Consider the following 23531-nt stretch of genomic DNA (forward strand, 5'->3'; position numbering starts at 1 on the left):
CAAAAGCCGGGATTAATTACTTGCTTGGCATAAAGTTTGCCAAAATTCCGTTGATAAATGATTTAGATTTTGGATCATCAAATTCTTCACACAAAATTAAAGCTTCATTTACAGCTGCTGGAGCTGAAATTGCATCACTTTGACTAATTTCGAAGATTGCGACTTCAATAATTGCTACAGAAATTCGATTTACCCGCTCTAAACGCCAGCCTTTTCTAAGATACTTGCTAATGTCAGCTTCAATCTCAGATTTTTTAGCTAAAACACCTGCAATAATTTCATGAGCGTAAGCTGGAATTACTTTTAAATCTAAACTTTTAGCAACCTTTGTTTCCACTTGTTCAATAGTCAAATCTGGTTCGCCATTAGCGAGAAAAATTGCTTGCATTGCAATTCTACGACTATCGTGTTGTGACATTATTCCCCATCCTTTTCTGACTCAGGAAATAATTCCTTCTTGTCTTCTTCTACCTTAGTAACATGTGCTTTTTCATCTGGGAAAATAAGACCAACTACGTGTACATTAACTGTAGTCAAAGTTAAATCCGTCATTTGAGAAAGTTGCCCAGCCAACTTTTCTTGGATTTTGGCAGCAACCTTAGGAACATTAACACCAGCATCAAAGTAAGCATATACATCAGCGATTATCTCATGATTTTGATCAACTGAAACTGCTACACCTTTACCGCGATCTTGGCGTCCTAAGACCCAGTTCAACCCAGACTTTAGACTGCCACGCATCGCAGCAACACCATCAACTTTTTCGGCAGCGATTGCTAAAATCACTTCCAAAACGCTTAAATCAATCTTGATTTCGTCACCAGTTTGATTACTGGTCAAAAGAATTGTTGAACTATCAGCCATTTTTCTTACCTCGTAATATTAATACTACTTATTAGCACGTGATACATAACTACCATCACTAGTATTGATAGTTAAGATGTCACCAGCATTAATGAAGAATGGAACATTAACTACCAAACCAGTTTCCATAGTTGCTGGCTTACCACCACCTGAAGAAGTATCTCCACGAATACCTGGTTCTGTTTCAGCAACTTCAAGATCTACTGTGTTAGGTAAGTCAATTCCTAAAGTTTCACTTTCGTGCATAATAACGTTAACTTCCATGTTTTCCTTTAAGAACTTAGATTCTCTTTCTACTTCGGAATTAGGAATTTCAAGTTGTTCATATGTATTCATATCCATAAATACATAATTTGCACCGTCATTGTAAAGGTATTGCATTGGTTTAGTTTGAATATCCGCTGTATTTACCTTTTCAGTTGAACGGAATGTATAATCCTGGACAGCACCTGTTCTCAAGCTCTTTAATTTTGAACGAACAAAAGCACTACCCTTTCCTGGTTTAACGTGTTGGAATTCTACAATTCTCCATAAATCGTTATTGTGTTCAATTGTTAAACCATTCTTAAACTCATTAACTGAGATCATTGTCATAAGTAATCCCTCATTTCTACTTAAATATCTTACCAATTATAGATAAAGATTTCCACACTCTTACTAATTTATAAATGAATTAGTTCATCTTTTTGGAAAAATGACATAGTTACTGGTGCTTGCTCATTGATTAAAATATCATCTTCAATTCTAACACCGCCCTTTTCAGGAAGATAAATTCCTGGTTCAACGGTAATAGCCATATTATTAACTAGTTTTTGCTTTTTAAAAGGTAAAGCTGGCATACATAATTCATGAATTTCTAATCCAATACCGTGACCAATACCATGACCAAAATATTCTCCATACCCTTGTTCAACAATATAATTTCTTGCTGCCTTATCCACATCTGCACCGGTATTGCCGACTACTGCCGCTTCAATCCCACGTCTTTGAGCTTCATGAACGATTTGATAAATCTTTTCTAATTCAGTATCTACTTCGCCCACCGCAACAGTTCTTGTAATATCAGCAGTATAACCATTATAAAAACTACCAAAATCACAAACTACTAACTCACCTTGCTTAATCACCTTATCACTAGCAACTCCATGAGCCCAACTAGAACGCACACCTGAAGCAATAATTGTCTCAAATGATGGCCCATCACCACCGTTGAGCTTAAACAAATAATCTAGCTTGGCAGCAATTTCTCTTTCAACTGCTCCTGGTATAATCATTGGTAAAATTTGCTTAAAACTTTCGATGGAAATAGAAATTGCTTTCTGTAAGGCTTTAACTTCAAGTTCATCTTTAACATTTCGAACTTGTTCAATTAGTTCTTCCACTAAAATAAACTGACAATTAGGATTAGCTTCCTTGAGATTTGAAAATTCAGAAGCAGAAACGAATTCTCCTTCCAGAATTAGTCTTTTAACTGCAAGTTTTTTCAAAATTCGACTGATTTCATTCACGTCACCAGTTTGCTTCATAATTGCTGTTAGTTCACCACTAGCCTGAGCTTGGATTTGACCAGAAAATCTAGAATCGGATAATAAATATCGATCACCCTTATTAGTCAAAATTAATTGAGCTTCTTCACCAGTAAAATTTGTTAAATAGCGATAATTAGCTTGATTAAAAATCAAAAAAGCATCTGCATTATATTGTTTCATTAATTCAAGCACTTTTTTTATCCGTGCCTGTGTTAAGGTCAAAAGTAAAGAGTCAGTCATAAGCTTGTACCTCAAATATTAAAAAAGACCGAAGACATTATGCCTTCAGTCTGCAAAAAATAGTCTTATTTTGCTTCTTCAACTGGGTAAACAGAAACTTGCTTTCTAGTTTTACCAAGACGTTCAAACTTAACAACACCATTTACCAAAGCAAATAAAGTGTCATCACCACCGATACCAACGTTCTTACCTGGGTGGATCTTAGTACCACGTTGACGGTAGATAATTGAACCAGCGTTTACTGCTTGACCGTCAGCACGCTTTGCGCCAAGACGACGACCAGCTGAGTTACGACCATTGGCAGTTGAACCACCACCCTTGTGGTGGGCAAATAAGTTCATAGTTGAAAAGTTATTCATCATCATAATATTATTCACCTCTTATTAAGCTTCAATGCTTTCGATAGTTACCTTAGTGTAAGGTTGACGGTGACCATATTTACTGTGTGAGTGCTTCTTAGGCTTGTACTTGAAAGTTACAACCTTCTTTTCCTTACCTTGCTTTTCAACAGTAGCCACAACTTTTGCACCTTCAACTAATGGAGTACCAACTTTAACGTCTTTACCATCAGAAACAAGAATTACTTGATCAAAAGTTACCTTTTCGCCAGCTTCAACATCAAGCTTTTCTACGAAAACACTGTCGCCCTTAGCAACCTTGTATTGCTTACCACCGGTCTTAATTACTGCGTACATTTGTACACCTCCATAAAAAATACTTAGACTCGCCAAGCCAGGTGCCTTCACATGAAAGACTTGTGACCTAGCATGTGCGGTTGCAGATGTGAGGTTTCACAAATACAACTACTTTAGTTTACTACCCTATCACTTGTTTTACAAGGAGAAACTATGTTATTTAACTAACAAAATCATTTTATACTGCGCTACCCAAAGTAAAGGTAATAACGCCTGTTAAAACACCAGTAAAAATATTTCTAAAAATTGCCTTTTTAACAGATGCTTCACTATTAAGTGTACTAATAAATGCATTAAGTGCTAAGGATACTACCATTGCGCAAAGAGTTATTGGGATTCGCAAATTCATTGGAGATAAAGTCATTGCACACAAGGGAATAATAGCACCTGCAATAAAAGAACAAAAGGAACTTAAAGCAGCACTGATAGGTGTTAAGCCATCAGTTTTTTCGAGTTTCAAATCTTCATCAACAGTCTGATTTTCTAACTTTTTCATCAAAATATCCCTTTGTGTAGATACAGACATCCATTCTCCACCTGCCATTGAACAAGCACCTGCTAGCATTCCTGAAAGGCCTGCTATTAATAAGGTCTTACTATCCAAATTTGCGCCACTAGCACCTAAAACAATTCCAGAAACAGAAATAATACCATCATTAGCACCTAATATACCTGCCCTGATAATGTTCAATTTATCCCAAAAACATTGTGATTTTATTTTTATAAAGCGACTAAATGTGAAAGTTCTTTTCAAAGTTTATTCTCCTAAATTGGTCTACCAATCAAATAAATACTTAAACAAGCTTTTTTAATTTGTTTTTTCTGTGCTTTTTCTGTGGAAACGGCTTTTTTTTTACCCAATACCGCCAGACATGTTGAGCTGTATGAGTCTGTTAAGTTCTACTGCATATTCCATCGGCAGCTCCTTGGTAAATGGCTCAACAAAGCCCATGACAATCATTTCAGTAGCTTTTTCTTCACTAATACCACGACTCATCAAATAATAAAGCTGCTCTTCAGAAATCTTCGAAACTTTTGCTTCATGTTCCATTGACACATTTGAATTTAATACTTCATTGAATGGAATAGTATCACTTGATGACTTATCATCCATAATGATTGTGTCACATTCAACATGGGCAAATGAGCCATCACAATGTTCATTAAAGCGGATATGACCTCGGTAGTCTGCTATACCACCATCTTTACATAGTGACTTAGAAACGGTACTTGAATAAGTATTTTTCGCATTATGCACCATGGTTGCACCAGTATCAGAATCAATGCCCTTACCAGCAAAAGCAATTGATAACATGTTCCCATGAGCGCCTTGACCATTGAGATAAATACTTGGATATTTCATGGTTACTTTTGAACCTAGATTACCATCAACCCATTCCATAGTTGCATTTTCAAGTGCCTGTGCCCTTTTGGTTTCCAAACTATAAACATTGTTAGACCAGTTCTGAATTGTAGTATACCGACAATATGCGTCTTTCAACACATTAACTTCAACAACCGCAGCATGGAGTGAATCAGCTGAATAATTAGGAGCAGTACAGCCTTCTACATAGTTAACGTGAGCCCCTTCATCAACAATAATCAATGTTCTTTCAAATTGACCAGAATTACCAGCATTAATTCTAAAATAACTCTGAATTGGAGTTGGACAACTAACACCCTTAGGTACATAAATAAAAGTGCCACCAGACCAAACTGCCGTATTTAAGGCAGCTAGCTTATTATCACTTGCTGGCACAAGCTTACCAAAATATTTCTTAACCAAATCAGGATGCTTTTGAACAGCAGTATCTGTGTCCATAAAGATAATCCCCATATCTTCAAATTGCTTACGCATATTATGGTAAACAACTTCTGATTCATATTGGGCACTAGAGCCTGCTAAGTATTTCCGCTCTGCTTGTGGCACTCCTAACTTATCAAAAGTTTTCTTAATATCTTCTGGTACATCTTCCCATTTGCGAGCCACAAAATCACTATCACGTCTGAAATAATTAATGTGTTCATAATCAAGCTTGGTTAAGTCTGGTCCAAAATTAGGTAAGGATAACTTTCGATATGTTTTATAGGCAGCTAGACGAATGTCTAACATCCATTTAGGTTCATTTTTAGCTGCTGAAATTTTTCTAACAACCTCTTCACTTAACCCTTCACCAGTTGTATAAATTGGTTCAATATCATCTTTAAATCCATATTGATATTGCCCACCTAGATTTTTTATTGCTTCATCAGTCATTATTTTTGTCCTTCATAATTTTCAATTAGTTGATAAATTGCCTTCCACGCTAAGGTGGCACATTTTATTCGTGCTGGAAATTCTTTTACTCCTTCAAGCATAATACAATCACCAAGTCGATCTTTTTCAGCTTGATTCAGTTTATCCGTAATCAAATTAGAAAAGAGCATAACTTCATCTTTTATCTCAGATATTTCTTGCCCTAAAACCTGATCTGTCATTAAACTTGCGCTTGCTTGACTGATAGTACAACCATAGCCAGAAAAAGCCATATCAACTAGCTTATTATTTTCAAAATAACCATCTAAAACTAAAACATCCCCACAAGAAGGATTATGAAGCTCAACTGTTGCATTTTTCTTCTTTAGTTGACCATGATGTCTTGGAGCTTGAGCCGCTTCAACAATGCTTTCACGATATAAATCAGTCAAATTAAAGCTCATTTTCCAAAAAACTCCTTTATCTTATTTAAAGATTTTACTAAGGCATCTATATCTGAAAAATCATTATAGATATAAAAACTTGCTCGTAAGCAAGCCGGAATTTTCAAATAATTCATCAATGGCTCAGCGCAGTGATGTCCAGCTCGCAAACATAACTTATCTGCATCCAAGAAGCTGACTACATCATGGGGATGAATACCATCTAAATTAAAAGAAATTATTCCATTATTAGCCTCACCATAAATGCTAACACCACCAATTTCTTCCAACCGACTTCTAGCGTATTTACATAGTTCATAATCTATCGCCTTAACATTGGAAATTCCAACTTGCTTTAGATAATTAATTGCAGTATCAAGTCCAATTGCACCTGCAACATTTTGAGTTCCCGCTTCAAACTTAAGAGGAGATGACTTAAAACTAACAGATTGTTGGCTAACCTCGCTAATCATTTCCCCGCCATACTCAACAGGTGTCATTTGATTAAGCAAATTCTTTTTTCCAAATAACACGCCAATTCCCATTGGACCAAGCATTTTATGACCAGAAAAGGCATAAAAATCACAATCAAATTTTTGAACATCAATCTCTATATGTGCAGCAGCTTGTGCTCCATCAACGACTAAATATGCACCAAAACTATGAGCCAATTTGGCAATTTTACTTAGATCAAGAATATTACCTAAAACATTTGACATATGATGTAAAGCTACAATCTTAGTTTTAGAGTTTAACTTTGCTTCATAGTCATCATAATCAAATTCAAGATTGGGCGTTAAATATACATAAACCAACTTAGCTCCAGTTTTTTTAGCAATAATCTGCCAAGGAACTAAATTCGAATGATGTTCTTCAATTGAAATTAGAATTTCATCCCCAGGCTTGAGAATTGACTGGGCGAATCCATTAGCCACCCAATTAAGTCCTTGTGTTGTCCCTTTGGTAAAAATCACTTCATCTTGATCAGCGTTAATAAAATCAGCAACGTGTTTTCTGGCCTGTTCATATTTAGCTGTAGTAGCTTCACCTAAACCGTATAGCGCCCGATGAACATTGGCATTTTGACTTTGATAATACTTGCTTAACCTATCAATTACGCATTGTGGCTTTTGACTAGTAGCAGCACTATCTAAATAAATCAAATCCGAATTTTTAAGCAATGGAAAATCTGCTTTATAGTTATTTTTCACTAATCTTTCTCTCAATTAAATCACTAAATACTTGCTTTAAATCAGCAGTTGGAATTTCTTCAAGAACAGGAGATAAAAAGCCACGAATTACAACCCTCTCAGCCATCTTCTTATCAAGTCCACGACTCATTAAGTAGTAAAGCTGCTCTGGATTTACCCGACCGATGCTAGCTGCGTGACCAGCCATAACGTCATTATCATCAATGAGCAAAATTGGATTAGCATCTCCACGTGCTCCCTGACTAAGCATCAATATTCGACTTTCTTGTTCAGCATCACTGCCTTTTGAACCTTTCATAATATGACCAACAGCATTAAAAATCAAAGTTGATTTATCCAAACTGACGCCATGTTGCAAAATATGGCCAATAGTATTGTTACCATAGTTGGTCACACGAGTATTAATCCCCTGAACCTGATTATTAGTAGAAATCCCTACTGCCTTTAATTCAGCATGACTTCCATCACCAACCAAGTCACTATTAAAATCACCCAAAGTTAAGCCATCGTTCATTAAAGCCATAGCCCAATCAACCTTAGCATCTTTTTCTAAATAGCCACGCCGATTCAAGTAAGAAGTTACATTTTCAGCTAAATTATCAATACTAGTATAGTGAACATGACTATTTTTCTTGGCAATCACTTCACAAACAAAGTTAACCTTGCTTGCTTCATTGCCTTGACTAGTAAGCTTTTCAATATATGAGAAATTACTTCCCTCATCAACTATTAATAAGACATGATGAACATATTCAGAGCCTAAAGCTGCTTTTTGTAAATATTCACAGGTTAGAGGCGTTTCAACATGAACATTTTTAGGGACATAAATAAATAAACCACTTTGTAAATATGCTACATGTTCAGCTAAAAATTCATCATCACTAGCCTTTAATCCCTTAGTCATAAAATATTTCTTTATTAATTTAGGATAATTTTGTAAAGCATCATGAAAATCAGCCACAATTACCCCTTTTTTACGATATTCATCGGGGATATTAATTTGAGCTAAATTCTCTCCTGCTTGAACAACATTAGCTTTAGAAGCAAAAGATTCAGTTGGAATAAAATTACCAGTTAAATGCAAATCCCAATGCTTATATTTCAATTTTTTAAAATCAGGATAAGGGGTTTTACCAATAAGTTGACTCGCATTTTCACGAATTTCTGAAAACCAAGTGGGCTCTAAGCGCTTTTTGGCTAAAGTTTCTACATTTTCCATTCTTCAGCCTCCTATGCGTCTTCATCAACCAATTTAATATCTAATCCCAATTCATCACGTAGTTTTGCATAACCTTCATTTTCAAGACGTTTAGCCAAACTTGCATCACCAGTTTTGACAATTTTTCCGCCCATCATAACATGAACAAAATCAGGTTCAATATAGTTAAGCAAACGTTGGTAGTGAGTAATTAGCAAAGCACCAAAATTATCGCCACGCATTAAATTAACACCCCGTGAGACAACTTTTAAAGCATCAATATCAAGACCTGAATCAATTTCATCTAAAATAGCAAAAGAAGGTTTAATCATCATCATTTGCATAATTTCATTCCGTTTCTTTTCCCCACCAGAAAAGCCTTGATTTAAATAGCGTCCTGCCATTTCCATTGTCATATCTAAAGTCTTGAGTGTGGTTTGAAGTTCTTTCATAAACTCACCCATTGGAACAGGATCATTTTTGGGACGACGAGCATTAACTGCTGCTTTTACAAATTCAGCATTAGTTACTCCTGGAATTTCAGCTGGATATTGCATAGCTAAGAAAAGCCCTGCTCTTGCTCTTTGATCAACGGGCCAATCTAAGATGCTCTCACCATTTAACAAAATGTCGCCACTATTAATGTGATATTTAGCATCACCCATAATTGTTGAAGATAAAGTTGATTTACCAGTACCGTTTGGACCCATAATTGCATGAATTTCACCAGTACTCATTTTGAGGTTTAATCCCTTTAAAATTTGCTTTTCTTCGTTATTATCTTGAACTGAAACATATAAATCTTTTACTTCTAACGTTGACATTATTTTCTCCCAATTTGAATAAAAATTGTGTTGTTACGAATATAAGCATACAACATATTGGGGATAAAATAAAATTTATTAGTTAAGTTTCTATATCTTGTATATTGAAAGATATTAATTATTAACTTGTAACCTCCAAAATATTCAAAATAAAAAACGTTGATTATTTGAGTTTAAGCACTCATATAATCAACGTTTTCTTACAGAATAAAGATTATTTTATATCAAAATATTACGATACAATTTTTATTTCTTTGCTTTTTCTTCTAAGCTATTCTTTATCTTAGTCAATCTAATTGCTTCTTTACATTCTTTGTTGATTAATAAATCCAAAGCAATGACTACACTACCCCAAATTATAATAATTGCTAAAGTCATATAAAATTAGAAATGATAGATTCATGCAATATAAAAATGCTTATGTTTAATTTTCTTAATTTTTAATTTCATAATTTCATTAGCATACTTTTTGTTCTGCCAATCAAAATATTTATTAATTAAATGTAATACTAACCCAACTATAATAACTAAATCTATCACATCTTTTCTCCTTTCTATACTAGCTTTTTATTTTTAAATTATATACCAAATCTTTATTTATTGATATTTACCTAATCAAATAGTTAAATCATATTTTTGACACTGATAATTATGGTCCTAAGTATTCATACGGTGGTTGCCAAGTTTTCGATAATTCAATTAGTCTTTTTTCTAAATAAGCCATTTCTTCATCATTCAGACTTTCAATAAAAGGATCTGATATTTGATAGTCTACTGGTGGCTTTCGAATTTCACGTTGAATATATTCTTCTATTTCTTCTTTTCTCATCAATATTTTTCCATTATTTTTCTATTATTAGAAATTAAAATTATTCTTGAAATTGTTTTCTGAGCTTTTTATCAAAATCATCAGGTACACTCACTTTTTGAGACACTTTTTTTAACTTACTTAAAAAAACAGCCTTTTCTTCAGCATTCATAGTATCAGGAATTAATTCATTAATATCATCAACATAATAGTACTGATCAGAATTAAGTATTCGCTCTGTCTTTAAGAAGCATATATGACTTATTAAATTAATATTTGTACGTAAAGTACCCTCGTGTATCATATCATGAGTAGCCCATTCCCATTCCCATGATGGACATTTTATTTTTTCCATTGCACGAGCCCTCTATTCAATATACAAAAAATTGATAATAATATTACGACTTACCGTGTCTTTTATTCCAATCATCTAGTGATTTAAGCAAAGCTTTTCTTATTTTTTCATAATAATCATCAGGAACTCTACCTGCGTCATGCCTTCGTTTCCAAACACGTAGTGAAATTTCTATCTTCTTAGGCCAAACTTTTTCAAGTCTTTTTTGGCCAATTTCCATTTGTTTTGCAAAGTCATCTTTATCATTCATTGCTTGTTTCCTCTACTAACACAACATATCTTTTGTTAATTGTATCATAGTAATATATAATAAGTTTGAGTCGTGTATTGCTAACAAATTAATTTTAAAATTTTGAAATAAGAAAACGACACAAAAAAGAACTAACATATAGTTAGTTCCTATATACTTATTAAGCTCCAATATTAAAATATGGATTTTCCCATGTCTTTTCGATTTCTTTCAATCTATTATCTAAGTAATTCCATTCTTCTTCAGAAAGTGAATCTAAAAGAGGATGTTGCGCATATTGAGCATCAACAGGAGGTTTACTTAATTCTTCTTGAATAAATTTATCTATTTCAGCTCTTCGCATTTTATAATCCCATCTCATCTTTATACAACATTCAAATCATCATTTTTCATTTTCTAAATCAATGAGTTCCAATATTGTATCATCACCAATCACATCCATAGGATCTGCATGCAAAAATTGTTGAATTTTTTCACGGAGTAATTTATTCTTTTCAGCTTCAGTCATTGTTTTTTTCATAATAAATCATCCCTATGTCTCACCAAACTATTTTTTACAAATATCATTATTCCTCAAAAAGAGAATTAACAATGTTTTTTCTATGTTAATTAAAAAATTACCTTTCATATTCTGTCTCAAGAAGTTCAATTAAAGTATCATTGTCCATAAGGTCTTTAACATTTGCTTATTTTTTCTTCCAAGGGATCTTTTTATGATTTTTCAAGGCTAACAATTCCTTATTATTTTCTAAATCCATCCATTACTGAATTGTTCTGGATAAGAATCATCTTTTATCGCTTTCATAATCGCTCTATATGCTCCTGCCTCATAGGAATTTGAAAGTTTTTGATTATTCTTCAAACGATAAGAAAGATTTCTCTTATTAACTTCTATTTGATTAATGCACTTTTTAGTATCTCCATTCCAAATATCATAAATTACTTTATCTTTAGAATTAGATACTAATTTAATAGTAAACATCAAATTCTCTCCTACTTTATCCCAAAATATATCTTCGGAGATAGTATCATCTGTCAGCAACTCCATGGCACTCATCTTGAATATCTTATTAATCTTTTCTTCAATTAAGGTTTCTCTATCTTTTTTCAGGATAAGTCACTCCATTCTTTAGCAATGAGCTAAAATCAATTTTTATAATTAAGATTAACCCCAGCCATCACTATATTCTTGAGGAGCTACATTAAATTGTATTGCTTCCATAATAGCTCTATATGCTCCTGCTTCATATGAATTAGACAATTTTTGATTATTTTTCAAACGATAAGATAAATCTTTCTTACTAACTTCTATTTGATTAACATATTCATTTCTATCAAAGTCCCAAATATCATAAACTAAAGTATCTGGGGTATTTGATACTAATTTTATAGTAAACAATCTTCTCATGCCTTTCAGAATATTTTTTTCTTAAAAAGATAAGATATTATTCTATGGACCCTTATAGAAATATTCATCAGGTGGCGTCCATGTAAAAGAAATTTCTGTTAATTTTTCAATAAAATAATTCCACTCTTCTTTTGAAAAACTATCTTCAAATTCAGTTGTATATTGGCCATCAATAGTAGGTGGGGTATTAATAAGTTTTTGAATATACTCATCTATTTCAGCTTTTCTCATCTAGCTACTCCTAATTTTTATAACTACCCTCATCATGCTTCAAATAATACATTGGTTTAGAGACATTATCAAATATTTAATTACAAATCTTCTAAATATCATTGGTATTCTCAGTTAGCCAATGATAGTATAAAAAATTTTAATAAAAAAGAAGCAATAAACATGTTAAATGAATTAAACATTTAGCAGTTTCTGCTTCTTTTATTTTGCTTTTTTCTTTCAAATTTCTTTCAAAAAGCACTTTTCGAACTTAATAACGTTGATATAGCAGCATTCTTAAGCATATAAGTGGAGATGAGGGGAGTTGAACCCCTGTCCAAACGCATTCCATCACTAACCTCTACGATCATAGAGATATTATTTAAATTTCATTAGGCTCAAACGCCATATATCAGGGCTAGTAGAACCTAACTAACCTGCAAAATCTCTTCTTATTCTCTCAGGTGGCAAAACTAAGCGTAACCTATTAGAGTTGATACCAGTTAGCAATCATAGGTGAATCGCTAAAAGGCAACACATGCTGACTAAGCAGCTAATGCGTAAGAATTATTGTTTTTTGCAGTTATATTTAACTGATAACGTTTTTACGTAGACGTAACCTACGAATCGCAGTCAGAGCAGATCTACGCCTGTCGAATCCCAAAACATCCCCATAAAAAAGGACATAGTAATTATACCGATAAATCACTATATCCTCAAGTGTTTTGCCTAATCTAAGTGCGCTAAACGTACAACATCACGTTCAATCATCAATTCTTCATCTGTTGGCACAATTAATGCAGCAATTTTAGAGCCATCTTTAGAAATAAGTTTTTCTCCATTAGTCTTATTTGCTTCAAAGTCCGGATCAAGTCCCATACATTCAAATGGCTTCATAATTCCTTCACGAATATAAGCATCGTGTTCTCCAATTCCCGCTGTAAAGACAAGGGCATCAATACCTCCCATCTCTACAGCATATGAACCTGCATAACGAATAACACGATTAATAAAAATATCTCGAGCTAATTTTGCTCTTTTATCTTTACTATTTTCTAAATCTCTCATATCAGAAGAAATTCCGCTAATACCAAGAAGCCCAGACTTATGATTCAAAATATCAATCATATCATCAATGTCATTAATTCCTTCTTTGTCCATAATAAATTGAATTAATGAAGTATCAACATCCCCAGAACGAGTTCCCATTGTAACGCCTGCAAGTGGAGAAAATCCCATTGAAGTATCAAATGATTTGCCATTTTTAACCGCTGTAATTGAAGCACCAGATCCCAAGTGACAAATAATCATTTTAAGATCGGATAAGTCTCTATGTAAAAGTTCAGCTGTTCTATTAGCAACATATCTTACACTAGTACCATGAGCTCCATATTTACGAGCCTTATACTTTTCATAATATTCAAAAGGTACAGAATAAAGATAATGAACCTCGTCCATTGTTTGGTGGAAAGAAGTATCAAAAACAGCAACTTGGGGAACCCCAGGAAGTAAATTCATGAAAGCTTTTATTCCACGGCCTTCAGCAGGATTGTGTAGTGGTGCATAATCAGTTAAATCAAAAATCTTTTGTAAATTTTTTTCATCGATAATAGCAGAATCAGTAAATTCTTCTCCACCACTAACAATTCTATGGCCGACACCTACATTTTCTGTTAAGTCCTTAACTACATCATATTTTTTTAACCAATCAAGTAAAACCTTTACAGCCGTTTCTTGATCTGGCAATGCAACTTCTTCAGAATACTTTTGACCATTTTCAAGCTTCATTTCAAAAGTTGAACCCTGAATCCCAATTCGATCACCAAGGCCTTCTGCAAGAACATTTTCATCAGGTAAGCCAAATAACTTATACTTAAACGATGAACTACCTGAATTAATTGCTAAAACTTTTTTCATAGAGTGATACTCCTTTAATTTAATTTCACAAACTATCTTTTTTTAGTATACCACTCGTTTAATTTTTGGTTGAAGTCAACTAAAGATTTTTCTTCTCTAAGTGAACCAAGTTTAGCTAACAATACATCCCTGCTTTGCGCACCTTCACCATGATTTTGGAAAACTAATAATGATTTCTGATTTAATGGGTTTTGGAACAAATCATTTGGCAATTGAACCACTGCCTGCAAATATACTTTTTTAGCAAGCCAAGGCATAAATTCTGCCCCTAGCTTTCCACCTAAAAGACTATTAGGTACCAATAAAAAGGCATAGCCCGCTGGAGCTAAATTCTTAATTGTTTGCTCTACTAATAATTCATGTGCTAATGAATGCCCCTCCTTAGCTTGAGTAGCAAAATTCTTAGCATTTTCATCAATTGGATAATAACCAACAGGTAGGTCTGATACTATTACATCTGGCTTTTCAATTAGCCAATTTTCTAGCGCATCTTGGCAATATAAGTCAATTTTATAATTACTTAAATGAGCCCCCACATCTGCCAAATCAAGCATAGATTCATCATTATCTATTCCTGCTAAACGATATTTATTCTGCGAGTGATGGCTTTGAACTAGTTGGTCAATAACAGTGTAGAGTAAACTTCCTGTCCCAATTGCTGGATCAACAACAGCTAATTCAGTTTTCGTAATTAATTTGTCCCAAACCATTGCAACTACCGTTGCCAAAACTGGTGGAGTTGGCATTTGAGAATAATTGCGTCCATCTTCTTTCATTGCTTTTAAAGTTAGCAAAGTAAAGACCATATATTTTTGAGTACTTGGAAGCTTATCATAATTTAATTCTTGATATTTTTTAGATAATAAAGCTACTGTTTCTTTGTCTGGAGCACCCATTTCTACTTTTATTTTGCCATTTTCTAAGTTATCAAAAGTTTCAGTTACTGCACCGGCAAATGGGACATTTAAATTTTTTTGTAAAATTTGAACTACGTCTAAAAATTGTGCAAAAATTGCTTCAATATTTTTCATTTAATCAAACCCCTTTTTCTTCTATAACATTTTAAAAGAAAGAGGCTATTACATGCAAGAAAGCTTACTTACTTTCGAAGTATTTAACCAGAAGCTGGTTATTTTCGACCGTTTTTACAAAAGTAAATTGATAATATTGTAAGAAAAGCAAGACAGCTAGTAGAAAAAGAATTGTACTAATTAATATACTCCCCGTTATTTTACTTTTTATCATTTTTTTCAAGTTCATCATTAATTGGCTTGTTTTTACTAGTAAGATCAAAAAACCACTCACTCTCTCCATTTTTTTGCTCGACAATTCTTACTTTTAATTTTTGATTATCTATATCAAAGCTACTTTGTTTTACATTCATCAGCAAAGGAATATGCCCGCCCTGACTCGCAGTTAACCTGAGCATTGAACTATTGTAATATTCAAGGACATAATTTGTTGTTTTGCTGGCTTCCTCTCGCTTGAATATTACCTTCTTGGAGTTGCTTCCTTTTTGGTCAATTTCAATATAATTGCTACTTTCAATAAAGTTATTTAACTGAACATAGCTCAAAACTAATTCATTACCATAATGTTCAGCTTGTCGATATTGTTTAAACAAAGATAACAAGTTAGTTAACATAATTAGACAAAATAAGGTAATCACTAAGCTAATTATGGCTTCTACTAATAAAAAGCCTTTTATCTTTTTAATTTTCATATTCAATCCCATGAACTTTAATTTTATTTAAATGATATTTCCTTAAAACATAATCAGCATAAGCACGATCACTTCTTATTTGTGAATTAGCTTCAATTTTTCTTGTTTCAATAAGACAAAAAACAAACAAGTTAAGACAAAACAATAAAATAATCAAACTAATTGCTGCCTCAATTAACAGGAACCCTTTAACTTGTTTCATTTATCTTCCCCCATTTTAGCTGAATACGAAGTTCTTTTTTAAATTTCTTTGTACGCAAAGTAATTGTTTTAGGCGCAATATATCCTGTTTGTTCAATATTTGTTTTTGCTAAATTATATATCTTTACACCTTCTGGTAAGGAATATTTTTCAACTTTGCCATCCTGATCTTTAACGATTAATAAGTTATCTGATTCATAATAATCAATTAAATAAAGTTTATTAGTAATACTAGCTCGTCGTAATGCCTGATTAAGAATAACTTTAACTTGCATACTAGCGCTATCAATTAACATTTTTTCTTTAATAACAGAAAAATTGAGCCAGCCAATTGAGAGAATAGCTGTAACAATTGCCAGGGTTATAACTGTTTCAAAAAGTGTAAAGGCCCTAACTCTATTTCTTAACAACTTCACCATTTGAAATTACAAATTTTTCTTGTGCTCTTTTTGCTTGCTTTTCAGAAATATATTTAGCTTGCTCTAATTGATCCCAAGAAGTGATTTTTTTGCCATCTTCTTCAGCAAGAGTCACTTGAGCCTGCAGAGTTGTCTGAAATGCTTCATCTGTCTTAGTTTCTGCATTATTTTTTTGATTGGTTAAATTAGGTACTACTAAAATCATCAAAATTGCAATAATCGCTATTACAATTACCATTTCAATTAAAGTGAAGCCCTTAACGGTCTGTTTTCTTAACTTTTTTACTAATTCCTTAAATTTCTTCATCATGATCCTCCTACATACTCTGCATCAATGCATACATTGGCATCAACATTTTCAAATACATTCCAATTATGCAAATTCCAATAAAAATAAAACAAATAGGTTGGACATTAACAATCAATCGTTCCAAGCCCTGGGTCAAATCGCGAAAAAATCCATTAGCTAAGATTGTACATTTCAAGCCCAATTCTTTCCGTTCAGCACCAGTTTCTATAAATAAAAGCAAATTATCAGGTAAAAAGGCTTCTCCTCGAATAATATCGCCTATACTTTTGCCCGCTTCAAACTGTTTAAGCATTTTTCTTCCTAATTGCTCTTGTAATGATCCATCTTCTTGATTAGTAAATAATTTACAGATTTCTGGAAAACTAAAACCTGCTCCTAGCATCATTCCGAATTCTGAACTTATCATATAAAAAACATATAACTGAGTTATTTTCCCGACAATTGGATATCTCAACAATGCCTTTAATGCCTTATAATCTTGTCTTTTCAATAAAATTACAATTCGAGTTACCCCTGCACTTAGTACTGAAGCAACAACTATCAGAATTGCAAAAACTAAGTTAGCAGTTCCATCTTCTTGTCCTAGCTGACCATTTAAGAAATTTTGCATAAACAACAACATAAAAATCATTAAGACAAACAAAGTTATAGGATAAGACAATTCAGCTTTTAACTTTTTTAACTGTTCTTCTTTTAGTCGATTAATAATAACCAGTTGATTAAGACATTCATTTAAATTTCCTTGCATCATCGCCAAATCCACTTGGCTAGCAATTGTTTTTCCAAAACCCATTTGTCGTAAAATTTGGCTGAAATTAACACCTTGCTCCATTAAATATGTCAACTTACGCAACAATCGTTGTTTTTTTGACCATAAAGCTGGCATGACCTGCAAACTTTCAGCCAGAGATAAGCCATTTTTTAAAGACATGGCCAAATATTCTAAAAATTCTAACTGCTCACGCCCAGTTAGTTTATCCTTCTTGAAAGCTGGTAAAACTATCGCCACTAATTCTTTCCTCCTTTAGTAGTTCAGCCAAATTTTCTCGCCAATTAATAAAATCACCAGTTTTCGATTTATTGATTTCTTTGTGTAGTGTTTCACCACTTGCAATATCTAATAAACAGGCGATTTCTCCATCTATGGTTTGAATTAGACGCTGATAACTCACACAATTTAAGCAATTAGCTAATTCAACTGAATCAATTCCCAACCCTTTTAACCTAGCTATTGTTTGCAAAGTAGACCTTGCATGAACTGTTGCTAAAACTAAATGTCCACTAAGAGCCGCATCAACTGCTAGTCTAGCCGTTACTTTGTCACGAATTTCTCCAATAATTAAAATATCTGGTCGCTGACGCAAAGCCGCTTTTAACAAGCTTTCATAATCAATGCCAGCTTCAAGATTTATTTGGGTTTGCAAAAACTCTGGTTCAAATACTTCAACTGGGTCTTCAATTGTCATAACTACTTTCTGATGGGCTAATTTTTTAGCTAAATAATACATAGTTGAGGTTTTTCCAGAACCGGTTGGTCCACTTGTCAAAATTAATCCTCTTTTTATTGCTGCAGCTGTTAAAAGATCAACTTGTTCAATAAAGAAATAACGATTGTTTTGAATACTATTAATCAGCCTAATAACTAATGATTCTTTCCCAGAAAACTCTCCTAAAACTGAAAAGCGTAAAAAAACCACTTGGCTTTGCTTATTATTTTTAAAAATATAGCTTCCTACCTGAGGACGACGATGTTCTGAAACATCCATTTGTGCAATAAACTTAAAGTAATTAATCACTTCTAATCCAAACTGCAAATTCAACTTTTCACGTCTTATTAATCCTTTACTAGTCCGAAAATTAACTTCATAAAAATCCTGCTTTCCAGTTATGAAAATATCACTTGTATTCATATCTTTAGCGCTCTTTATCAAGTCTTCAGCCCAATGTTTTACTTCCATATTTCTTCCTCCTTTCCAATCATAAATACACAAAATCAGTTTATTTTTTTCTAAAAAAAGACTTGAACTAAATTAGTTCAAGTCAAAATATTATTTATTTTATTTTTCAATTGGTTTTTCGCGGCCAATTAACCAACAAACTAGTAAAGCAATACATGCTTCAATAAAGATGTACAAACCTCGTAGTGCAATCTTAGTACCACCCAAATATACATCTAAAATAATTGAACCTATAATAAGTGCAATCATAATAATCCATTGCTTCTTAGAAAATGCAATACCATATTCAACTTCACGTCTTCTAATTCCCGGTAAAATTGCCCCTAAACCAATCAAAACAACAACAGCAATGATGTTAATGATTAATTCATACCACCAAATATCACTAAATTGTTTTACATCTTGAGGAGCTACCCCTAAAACAGTTGCTACAGCTGTTACTACTAATAAGGCTAACCCAGCCAAATAAGCTAATTTATCGTTTTTAATGTAGACATATTCAGAAGGATATTTTTTAGAATCTTTTCTTACACGCATAAATGAATAGAAAATCCAACATGTTACACCTGGTGAAATAATACCATTTAAGTTCAACAACCAGTTAAAAATATCATTCATATCAGGTAAGAAAACGCCCAAAAGCATAATAAATGCAGAAAGAGAAACAGTTAAAATATAACCATTAATTGGCAATCCATCCTTGGTTGTCTTACGTAAAAATTCAGGCATATACTTATCCCCAGTATCGGAAATAAGCATTCTAGTCATTGCATCTAGTAAAACAGCTAATAAAGCCGCATTATAAAAGACGGAGGTCCAAGCATAAACATATAGCAAGGTGTGTCCTAGACCAAATTGTTGTCCAACTGCTTCAAATACATAGTAAGAACCATTCATCTTCAAATCATTTGGTAAATGATAAGCATCAAAATAGATTCCTAAAGCAAATGAACCAAAGATAGTCAAAAATGCAGTCATTACTGCTAAAGCAATCATAGCTTTAGGAAAATCTGTCTTTGGTTTTTTCATTCTAGTTACATATGGTGCAACTAATTCTGATCCATTAACTGCATAAATCAACATCCCTACTGTAGTCCAATATTTTAAATCGAATTTTGGAATCATCGTCTTCCAAGTAAATGGTTGCGTTGCCATATGACCACCAGACTTTGCCAAACCTACAAAGGCCAAAAAGACAAAGAGCATAGTCATAATAAACATCATTGCTCCACCAATTGTAGACAATACTTCCATTGAGTTAGCAAACTTTCTTTCAATAAAGATAAAAATAATAAACATCAAGAAAGTCAAAAGAGTAAATTGAGCATTAGAAATACTATCTTGAAATTTTTCTGAACCAGTAAAAGCCCAACCTACATCAACAATAATTTCATTTGCGGAATCAACAACATAAGGAATAGAAGCTGCCCAATAAGTCCAAGCAGTGAAGTAGCCTAAGAATTCTCCATCAGTTCCACGAACCCAAGATGATAGACCACCACCACCTTTGTTAAAGATTGACCCTAATTGCCCAACCATTAACGCATATGGAATAACATATAAAAATAACATCAAAACCCAAGATGTCATAACAGTCATACCTTGGTTTTGGAAGTTATACATAATATCATCTAAACCAATAACTGTAACAAACGCCATTAAAGTTAAGGTTGGCCAGGAAATATATTTCTTATCTTTTATTAAATCATCCAATTTTATTACCCCGTAAAAAATATTTAAACTATCTATTTTATCTGCCTGGTAATAGAACAGGCGATTTATTCTTCAAACTCGAATTCATTTTTCATCTCCAAATTTATTGTAACGTTTAATATTTTACTGTTTACTTCTTGTAATTTCTATATCCTAATAAAAATTCCCACAAAAAAAGCCTCATAAATGAGACTTTTTTGTGATTTACAATATTGAAATATTATTTAGATACATCTTTTAACTTTTCATAGTTTTGTGTCATCCATTTAAGATAACTTACCCCATTAGGCATAGTTTCACGCACTTCGATTATTGGAACACCTGCAGCCTTACACTTCTTTACTAAAGCTTTTACTGTTGAACTGCTTGCTTGAGTGTTGTTTACGAAGAAAGCAATTTCTTTGCCACTGATTGCCTTGTTCATCTTTTCAATAATCTTGGCACTTGGATCAGTTTCATTTTCAATTGCTTCTTCAAAATCTTTATCACCAATCTTAAAACCAGCAGCTTCTAAAGCATAATCAAATACTGGTTCACTTACATAAACTGGCTTAGAATTTTTACCATCAACAGTCTTGGCGACGGCCTTAATTTCAGAGATTTGTGCTAAGTAATTTTCAGCATTCTTCTTAAAATAAGAAGCATGCTTGGAATCTAATTTTGATAATTTCTTAACTAAGTAGTTAACATATTCTTCTGGCATATCTAAGTTATACCAAATATGAGGATTATCACTACTCTTTAATTTCATGATATCTTCACCAACTTTTACAGCTGTTTTACCATTAGATTTAGCTAACTTGCTCATCCAATTGTCATACCCCATACCATTGGCAATTACAATATCAGCACTATTAATTGTAGTAGCAGATTTAGTCGTTGGTTCAAAATCGTGTGGATCAATATCGCCATTAGAAATAATAGCTTCACTATTGCCATACTTTCCTACAATATTTTTAGCAATATCGGCATAAACATTAGTTGATGTAACGATTTTAATTCCACTGCTTTTTTCACTTGTCTTTTGTGAACAAGCAGTCACTATAGTTAAACTGGCTAATGCCAAAGCCATGATTGTAAATATTTTTTTGATTTTCATTCTATTCCCTTTCTTATAAATGTAAATCATAGTAGAGTATACTTAATTATCCTCTTTGTCAAGGAAGGTGTATTAAAATGCAAAAATTTAAATTCAGCAAGCGAGAGAAATTGAGTCTTGTTCTTGCACTAATCATTTTTATAAGCTTATTCATTTCTAGTTCAATGACTTATCATGAACAAAAAATGAGTTCATCAACGATAAAAACTTACTTTGGCTTTCTCGACCCACTTTTATCTCATATTTCTATTAATTATGGTGGTCAAATTCACAGCGCAAGCAAAGATGGCCTAACTAGTTTTACACAATTTTTTGTCAGAAAATTAGCCCATTTTTCAAGTTATTTTTTATTAGGATTAGGCCTGTTTGCAGGACTTAAACGTTTCTTTTTGAATAAAGTTTATGCTTTTATTTTTATTTGGCCAATTACTATTAGTTTGGCAGTTTTCGATGAATATCACCAATATTTAACAGGTGATCGTACTCCAAGTGTACATGACGTAGTCCTTGATAGTATCGGAGCATTATGCGGGATTTTATTATTTTTGATTTATCGATTGTTCATTGAAAAATCTGCGAAAAAAGCAATAAAAAATTAATATAAATTGAATTTACTGGCCTTTAGCGGTAAGATTATAAAGGTTAACTATTAAATAAAGAAAGAAGGATTCTTATATGTCAGGACATTCAAAATGGCACAATATCCAAGGCCGCAAGAATGCACAAGACGCAAAAAGAGGTAAGATTTTCCAGAAATTATCTCGTGAAATTTATATGGCTGCAAAGAGTGGTGGTCCTGACCCTTCAGGGAATCCAGCATTGCGGTTAGTTATGGACAAAGCTCGTGCAGCTAACATGCCTAAAGATAACATTCAACGTGCAATTAAAAAAGCCGAAGGTGGCTCTGAAGAACATTACGATGAAATCACATATGAAGGTTACGCACCAGGTGGTGTTGCTGTTTTAGTTGAAGCTTTGACTGATAACAAGAACAGAACAGCTACTAGTGTTCGTACTGCATTTACTCGTAATGGTGGTAGTTTAGGAGCAACTGGTTCAGTTGCTTACATGTTTGACCGTAAAGGCTACATTGTAATTGATCGCTCAACTACTGATGCTGATGAAGACCAAATGTTGATGGATGTGATGGATGCCGGTGCAGATGACTTACAAACAAGTGATGATGCATACGAAATCTACACTGATGCCAAAGAATTTACTGGTGTACGTGATGCTTTGGAAAAGGCTGGCTACAAGTTAGCTGATGCAGAACTTACTATGATTCCACAAAACACTACTCCAGTTCCAGCTGACAAGAAAGAACAATTTGCACATTTAATCGATGCATTAGAAGACGATGATGATGTATCAAATGTCTACACTGCAGCTGATGATGAAGATTAATCATCATTAAAAAAGCTTATTGGGAAAAATCCCAATAAGCTTTTTTCTTATTCATTTTTTAAATTTTCAATTAAAACTTCACAAGCTTGCTTAATTTTGCGATAACTTGTTTCAAAATCTCCAGTAAACCATGGATCGTCAATATCTTTATGAGATCCTAACAAAGTTAAGAGCTTCTTTTCTTTACCTTCAGGATCTCCACCAGTAATGCGATTTAAATCAAGGAAGTTTTCTTCATCCATACAAAACAAGTAATCATATTTTTGATAATCCTCTCTGGTTACCTGACTTGCCTCATGATAAGTATAAGGGATGCCTTTTTCATCTAATTTACTTTTGGCGCGTCGATCCATATCATGACCAATTCCGCTAGCATTAATTTCATCTCGAGTTGTAGCCTTAGAAGCAAATTCAACATCACTCAAACCCGCTTTTTTAGCTAAATCACGTGCGATAAACTCAGCCATAGGAGATCTGCAAATATTACCATGGCAAACAAATAAAACTTTTTTCATA

33 protein-coding genes, 1 other RNA gene and 1 other annotated feature are annotated in these 23531 nt (G+C 33.2%); of the genes, 2 read left to right on the forward strand and 32 right to left on the reverse strand.

Annotated features, from left to right (window positions below):
* Nucleotides 1-16 precede the first annotated feature (16 nt).
* The 31 genes from nusB to ETI37_RS00415 form a co-directional block, all read right to left on the reverse strand.
* Nucleotides 17-418 (reverse strand): transcription antitermination factor NusB, encoded by a 402-nt coding sequence (gene nusB / locus ETI37_RS00270; protein WP_006586932.1) that lies wholly within the window; start codon nucleotides 416-418, stop codon nucleotides 17-19.
* Nucleotides 418-864, reverse strand: coding sequence for an Asp23/Gls24 family envelope stress response protein (locus tag ETI37_RS00275; protein WP_006586933.1), 447 nt, complete (start codon nucleotides 862-864; stop codon nucleotides 418-420). The genes nusB and ETI37_RS00275 overlap by 1 nt, the downstream gene beginning before the upstream one ends.
* Before the next feature lie 24 nt (nucleotides 865-888).
* The gene (efp, locus tag ETI37_RS00280; RefSeq protein WP_006586934.1) at nucleotides 889-1458 is read right to left on the reverse strand and encodes an elongation factor P; all 570 of its coding nucleotides are present in this window, start codon (nucleotides 1456-1458) and stop codon (nucleotides 889-891) included.
* Between the two features lie 68 nt (nucleotides 1459-1526).
* Complete coding sequence (locus ETI37_RS00285) at nucleotides 1527-2633, reverse strand: aminopeptidase P family protein (RefSeq protein ID WP_006586935.1); 1107 nt, start codon at nucleotides 2631-2633, stop codon at nucleotides 1527-1529.
* Between the two features lie 65 nt (nucleotides 2634-2698).
* Nucleotides 2699-2998, reverse strand: a complete 300-nt coding sequence (gene rpmA / locus ETI37_RS00290; RefSeq protein WP_006584927.1) for a 50S ribosomal protein L27 — start codon at nucleotides 2996-2998, stop codon at nucleotides 2699-2701.
* Nucleotides 2999-3016: 18 nt separating this feature from the next.
* Nucleotides 3017-3328 carry a 50S ribosomal protein L21 gene (gene rplU, locus ETI37_RS00295; protein WP_006586936.1) on the reverse strand — a complete coding sequence of 104 codons (312 nt, stop codon included), beginning with the start codon at nucleotides 3326-3328 and terminating at the stop codon, nucleotides 3017-3019.
* A 15-nt stretch (nucleotides 3329-3343) separates the two neighbouring features.
* Nucleotides 3344-3420: a sequence feature (ribosomal protein L21 leader region), on the reverse strand.
* 86 nt (nucleotides 3421-3506) lie between these two features.
* Nucleotides 3507-4082 (reverse strand): VIT1/CCC1 transporter family protein, encoded by a 576-nt coding sequence (locus ETI37_RS00300; protein WP_006586937.1) that lies wholly within the window; start codon nucleotides 4080-4082, stop codon nucleotides 3507-3509.
* 99 nt (nucleotides 4083-4181) lie between these two features.
* Complete coding sequence (gene sufB / locus ETI37_RS00305) at nucleotides 4182-5585, reverse strand: Fe-S cluster assembly protein SufB (protein ID WP_006586938.1); 1404 nt, start codon at nucleotides 5583-5585, stop codon at nucleotides 4182-4184.
* Nucleotides 5585-6028: a Fe-S cluster assembly sulfur transfer protein SufU gene (gene sufU, locus ETI37_RS00310; protein ID WP_006586939.1), complete on the reverse strand. Its 444-nt coding sequence runs from the start codon at nucleotides 6026-6028 to the stop codon at nucleotides 5585-5587. Before sufU ends, sufB begins: the two co-directional genes overlap by 1 nt.
* Nucleotides 6025-7233: an aminotransferase class V-fold PLP-dependent enzyme gene (locus tag ETI37_RS00315; protein ID WP_006587364.1), complete on the reverse strand. Its 1209-nt coding sequence runs from the start codon at nucleotides 7231-7233 to the stop codon at nucleotides 6025-6027. The genes sufU and ETI37_RS00315 overlap by 4 nt, the downstream gene beginning before the upstream one ends.
* Complete coding sequence (sufD, locus tag ETI37_RS00320) at nucleotides 7208-8437, reverse strand: Fe-S cluster assembly protein SufD (protein WP_006586941.1); 1230 nt, start codon at nucleotides 8435-8437, stop codon at nucleotides 7208-7210. Before sufD ends, ETI37_RS00315 begins: the two co-directional genes overlap by 26 nt.
* Nucleotides 8438-8448: 11 nt before the next feature.
* Complete coding sequence (gene sufC, locus ETI37_RS00325) at nucleotides 8449-9240, reverse strand: Fe-S cluster assembly ATPase SufC (protein WP_006586942.1); 792 nt, start codon at nucleotides 9238-9240, stop codon at nucleotides 8449-8451.
* A gap of 649 nt (nucleotides 9241-9889) precedes the next feature.
* The gene (locus tag ETI37_RS00330) at nucleotides 9890-10069 is read right to left on the reverse strand and encodes a hypothetical protein (protein WP_006586945.1); all 180 of its coding nucleotides are present in this window, start codon (nucleotides 10067-10069) and stop codon (nucleotides 9890-9892) included.
* 40 nt (nucleotides 10070-10109) lie between these two features.
* Nucleotides 10110-10403, reverse strand: coding sequence for a hypothetical protein (locus tag ETI37_RS00335; protein ID WP_006586946.1), 294 nt, complete (start codon nucleotides 10401-10403; stop codon nucleotides 10110-10112).
* 43 nt (nucleotides 10404-10446) lie between these two features.
* Nucleotides 10447-10653, reverse strand: a complete 207-nt coding sequence (locus ETI37_RS00340) for a hypothetical protein (RefSeq protein WP_006586947.1) — start codon at nucleotides 10651-10653, stop codon at nucleotides 10447-10449.
* 160 nt (nucleotides 10654-10813) lie between these two features.
* Nucleotides 10814-10996, reverse strand: coding sequence for a hypothetical protein (locus ETI37_RS00345; RefSeq protein WP_022091195.1), 183 nt, complete (start codon nucleotides 10994-10996; stop codon nucleotides 10814-10816).
* 39 nt (nucleotides 10997-11035) lie between these two features.
* Nucleotides 11036-11173, reverse strand: coding sequence for a hypothetical protein (locus ETI37_RS07770; RefSeq protein ID WP_006586949.1), 138 nt, complete (start codon nucleotides 11171-11173; stop codon nucleotides 11036-11038).
* Between the two features lie 228 nt (nucleotides 11174-11401).
* The gene (locus tag ETI37_RS00350; RefSeq protein ID WP_006586950.1) at nucleotides 11402-11710 is read right to left on the reverse strand and encodes a hypothetical protein; all 309 of its coding nucleotides are present in this window, start codon (nucleotides 11708-11710) and stop codon (nucleotides 11402-11404) included.
* A gap of 108 nt (nucleotides 11711-11818) precedes the next feature.
* On the reverse strand, nucleotides 11819-12061 hold the full coding sequence (locus ETI37_RS00355; RefSeq protein ID WP_006586951.1) for a hypothetical protein: 243 nt from the start codon (nucleotides 12059-12061) through the stop codon (nucleotides 11819-11821).
* A gap of 42 nt (nucleotides 12062-12103) precedes the next feature.
* Nucleotides 12104-12292: a hypothetical protein gene (locus tag ETI37_RS00360; protein WP_006586952.1), complete on the reverse strand. Its 189-nt coding sequence runs from the start codon at nucleotides 12290-12292 to the stop codon at nucleotides 12104-12106.
* 286 nt (nucleotides 12293-12578) lie between these two features.
* Nucleotides 12579-12944: a transfer-messenger RNA gene (gene ssrA / locus ETI37_RS00365) on the reverse strand.
* A 56-nt stretch (nucleotides 12945-13000) separates the two neighbouring features.
* On the reverse strand, nucleotides 13001-14188 hold the full coding sequence (locus tag ETI37_RS00370; RefSeq protein ID WP_006586953.1) for an acetate/propionate family kinase: 1188 nt from the start codon (nucleotides 14186-14188) through the stop codon (nucleotides 13001-13003).
* A gap of 32 nt (nucleotides 14189-14220) precedes the next feature.
* Nucleotides 14221-15219, reverse strand: coding sequence for a class I SAM-dependent methyltransferase (locus ETI37_RS00375; protein ID WP_006586954.1), 999 nt, complete (start codon nucleotides 15217-15219; stop codon nucleotides 14221-14223).
* 200 nt (nucleotides 15220-15419) lie between these two features.
* Nucleotides 15420-15911 (reverse strand): competence type IV pilus minor pilin ComGF, encoded by a 492-nt coding sequence (comGF, locus tag ETI37_RS00380; protein ID WP_006586956.1) that lies wholly within the window; start codon nucleotides 15909-15911, stop codon nucleotides 15420-15422.
* Nucleotides 15901-16113, reverse strand: a complete 213-nt coding sequence (locus ETI37_RS00385; protein ID WP_006586957.1) for a hypothetical protein — start codon at nucleotides 16111-16113, stop codon at nucleotides 15901-15903. Before ETI37_RS00385 ends, comGF begins: the two co-directional genes overlap by 11 nt.
* The gene (locus ETI37_RS00390) at nucleotides 16100-16531 is read right to left on the reverse strand and encodes a type II secretion system protein (protein WP_006586958.1); all 432 of its coding nucleotides are present in this window, start codon (nucleotides 16529-16531) and stop codon (nucleotides 16100-16102) included. Before ETI37_RS00390 ends, ETI37_RS00385 begins: the two co-directional genes overlap by 14 nt.
* Entirely contained in the window at nucleotides 16509-16841 is a 333-nt protein-coding gene (gene comGC, locus ETI37_RS00395) for a competence type IV pilus major pilin ComGC (protein ID WP_006586959.1), read from the reverse strand. Before comGC ends, ETI37_RS00390 begins: the two co-directional genes overlap by 23 nt.
* A 7-nt stretch (nucleotides 16842-16848) precedes the next feature.
* Complete coding sequence (locus ETI37_RS00400; RefSeq protein ID WP_006586960.1) at nucleotides 16849-17850, reverse strand: type II secretion system F family protein; 1002 nt, start codon at nucleotides 17848-17850, stop codon at nucleotides 16849-16851.
* Nucleotides 17816-18799, reverse strand: coding sequence for a competence type IV pilus ATPase ComGA (gene comGA, locus ETI37_RS00405; protein ID WP_006586961.1), 984 nt, complete (start codon nucleotides 18797-18799; stop codon nucleotides 17816-17818). Before comGA ends, ETI37_RS00400 begins: the two co-directional genes overlap by 35 nt.
* Before the next feature lie 99 nt (nucleotides 18800-18898).
* Nucleotides 18899-20512 (reverse strand): APC family permease, encoded by a 1614-nt coding sequence (locus ETI37_RS00410; RefSeq protein WP_006586962.1) that lies wholly within the window; start codon nucleotides 20510-20512, stop codon nucleotides 18899-18901.
* A 220-nt stretch (nucleotides 20513-20732) separates the two neighbouring features.
* On the reverse strand, nucleotides 20733-21611 hold the full coding sequence (locus ETI37_RS00415) for a metal ABC transporter solute-binding protein, Zn/Mn family (RefSeq protein ID WP_006587430.1): 879 nt from the start codon (nucleotides 21609-21611) through the stop codon (nucleotides 20733-20735).
* 77 nt (nucleotides 21612-21688) lie between these two features.
* On the opposite strand from ETI37_RS00415, the gene ETI37_RS00420 reads away from it, so the two are divergent.
* A complete protein-coding gene (locus ETI37_RS00420) occupies nucleotides 21689-22210 on the forward strand; it encodes a VanZ family protein (RefSeq protein WP_006586964.1) in 522 nt (173 codons plus the stop codon).
* Nucleotides 22211-22286: 76 nt separating this feature from the next.
* Nucleotides 22287-23015, forward strand: a complete 729-nt coding sequence (locus tag ETI37_RS00425) for a YebC/PmpR family DNA-binding transcriptional regulator (protein ID WP_006586965.1) — start codon at nucleotides 22287-22289, stop codon at nucleotides 23013-23015.
* Nucleotides 23016-23062: 47 nt separating this feature from the next.
* Here the strand turns inward: ETI37_RS00425 and ETI37_RS00430 are convergent, their stop codons facing one another.
* Nucleotides 23063-23530, reverse strand: a complete 468-nt coding sequence (locus ETI37_RS00430; protein WP_006586966.1) for a low molecular weight protein-tyrosine-phosphatase — start codon at nucleotides 23528-23530, stop codon at nucleotides 23063-23065.
* Between the last annotated feature and the right edge of the window lies 1 nt (nucleotide 23531).

Origin of the sequence: Lactobacillus mulieris (genome assembly GCF_007095465.1) — a bacterium.
In the GTDB taxonomy this organism is placed as follows: Bacteria; Bacillota; Bacilli; order Lactobacillales; family Lactobacillaceae; genus Lactobacillus; species Lactobacillus mulieris.

Coding starts and splice junctions, on each gene's coding strand:
- ETI37_RS07770 (WP_006586949.1), bottom strand. CDS start 11,173: ATGAAAAAAACAATGACTGAAGCTGAAAAGAATAAATTACTCCGTGAA.
- ETI37_RS00390 (WP_006586958.1), bottom strand. CDS start 16,531: ATGGTGAAGTTGTTAAGAAATAGAGTTAGGGCCTTTACACTTTTTGAA.
- ETI37_RS00285 (WP_006586935.1), bottom strand. CDS start 2,633: ATGACTGACTCTTTACTTTTGACCTTAACACAGGCACGGATAAAAAAA.
- comGC (WP_006586959.1), bottom strand. CDS start 16,841: ATGATGAAGAAATTTAAGGAATTAGTAAAAAAGTTAAGAAAACAGACC.
- comGA (WP_006586961.1), bottom strand. CDS start 18,799: ATGGAAGTAAAACATTGGGCTGAAGACTTGATAAAGAGCGCTAAAGAT.
- ETI37_RS00420 (WP_006586964.1), top strand. CDS start 21,689: ATGCAAAAATTTAAATTCAGCAAGCGAGAGAAATTGAGTCTTGTTCTT.
- rplU (WP_006586936.1), bottom strand. CDS start 3,328: ATGTACGCAGTAATTAAGACCGGTGGTAAGCAATACAAGGTTGCTAAG.
- ETI37_RS00275 (WP_006586933.1), bottom strand. CDS start 864: ATGGCTGATAGTTCAACAATTCTTTTGACCAGTAATCAAACTGGTGAC.
- comGF (WP_006586956.1), bottom strand. CDS start 15,911: ATGAAAATTAAAAAGATAAAAGGCTTTTTATTAGTAGAAGCCATAATT.
- sufB (WP_006586938.1), bottom strand. CDS start 5,585: ATGACTGATGAAGCAATAAAAAATCTAGGTGGGCAATATCAATATGGA.
- sufD (WP_006586941.1), bottom strand. CDS start 8,437: ATGGAAAATGTAGAAACTTTAGCCAAAAAGCGCTTAGAGCCCACTTGG.
- ETI37_RS00340 (WP_006586947.1), bottom strand. CDS start 10,653: ATGAATGATAAAGATGACTTTGCAAAACAAATGGAAATTGGCCAAAAA.
- ETI37_RS00355 (WP_006586951.1), bottom strand. CDS start 12,061: ATGAGAAGATTGTTTACTATAAAATTAGTATCAAATACCCCAGATACT.
- ETI37_RS00425 (WP_006586965.1), top strand. CDS start 22,287: ATGTCAGGACATTCAAAATGGCACAATATCCAAGGCCGCAAGAATGCA.
- ETI37_RS00330 (WP_006586945.1), bottom strand. CDS start 10,069: ATGAGAAAAGAAGAAATAGAAGAATATATTCAACGTGAAATTCGAAAG.
- nusB (WP_006586932.1), bottom strand. CDS start 418: ATGTCACAACACGATAGTCGTAGAATTGCAATGCAAGCAATTTTTCTC.
- ETI37_RS00345 (WP_022091195.1), bottom strand. CDS start 10,996: ATGCGAAGAGCTGAAATAGATAAATTTATTCAAGAAGAATTAAGTAAA.
- ETI37_RS00375 (WP_006586954.1), bottom strand. CDS start 15,219: ATGAAAAATATTGAAGCAATTTTTGCACAATTTTTAGACGTAGTTCAA.
- ETI37_RS00370 (WP_006586953.1), bottom strand. CDS start 14,188: ATGAAAAAAGTTTTAGCAATTAATTCAGGTAGTTCATCGTTTAAGTAT.
- ETI37_RS00335 (WP_006586946.1), bottom strand. CDS start 10,403: ATGGAAAAAATAAAATGTCCATCATGGGAATGGGAATGGGCTACTCAT.
- sufC (WP_006586942.1), bottom strand. CDS start 9,240: ATGTCAACGTTAGAAGTAAAAGATTTATATGTTTCAGTTCAAGATAAT.
- rpmA (WP_006584927.1), bottom strand. CDS start 2,998: ATGATGATGAATAACTTTTCAACTATGAACTTATTTGCCCACCACAAG.
- sufU (WP_006586939.1), bottom strand. CDS start 6,028: ATGAGCTTTAATTTGACTGATTTATATCGTGAAAGCATTGTTGAAGCG.
- ETI37_RS00350 (WP_006586950.1), bottom strand. CDS start 11,710: ATGAGTGCCATGGAGTTGCTGACAGATGATACTATCTCCGAAGATATA.
- efp (WP_006586934.1), bottom strand. CDS start 1,458: ATGACAATGATCTCAGTTAATGAGTTTAAGAATGGTTTAACAATTGAA.
- ETI37_RS00430 (WP_006586966.1), bottom strand. CDS start 23,530: ATGAAAAAAGTTTTATTTGTTTGCCATGGTAATATTTGCAGATCTCCT.
- ETI37_RS00360 (WP_006586952.1), bottom strand. CDS start 12,292: ATGAGAAAAGCTGAAATAGATGAGTATATTCAAAAACTTATTAATACC.
- ETI37_RS00415 (WP_006587430.1), bottom strand. CDS start 21,611: ATGAAAATCAAAAAAATATTTACAATCATGGCTTTGGCATTAGCCAGT.
- ETI37_RS00385 (WP_006586957.1), bottom strand. CDS start 16,113: ATGAAACAAGTTAAAGGGTTCCTGTTAATTGAGGCAGCAATTAGTTTG.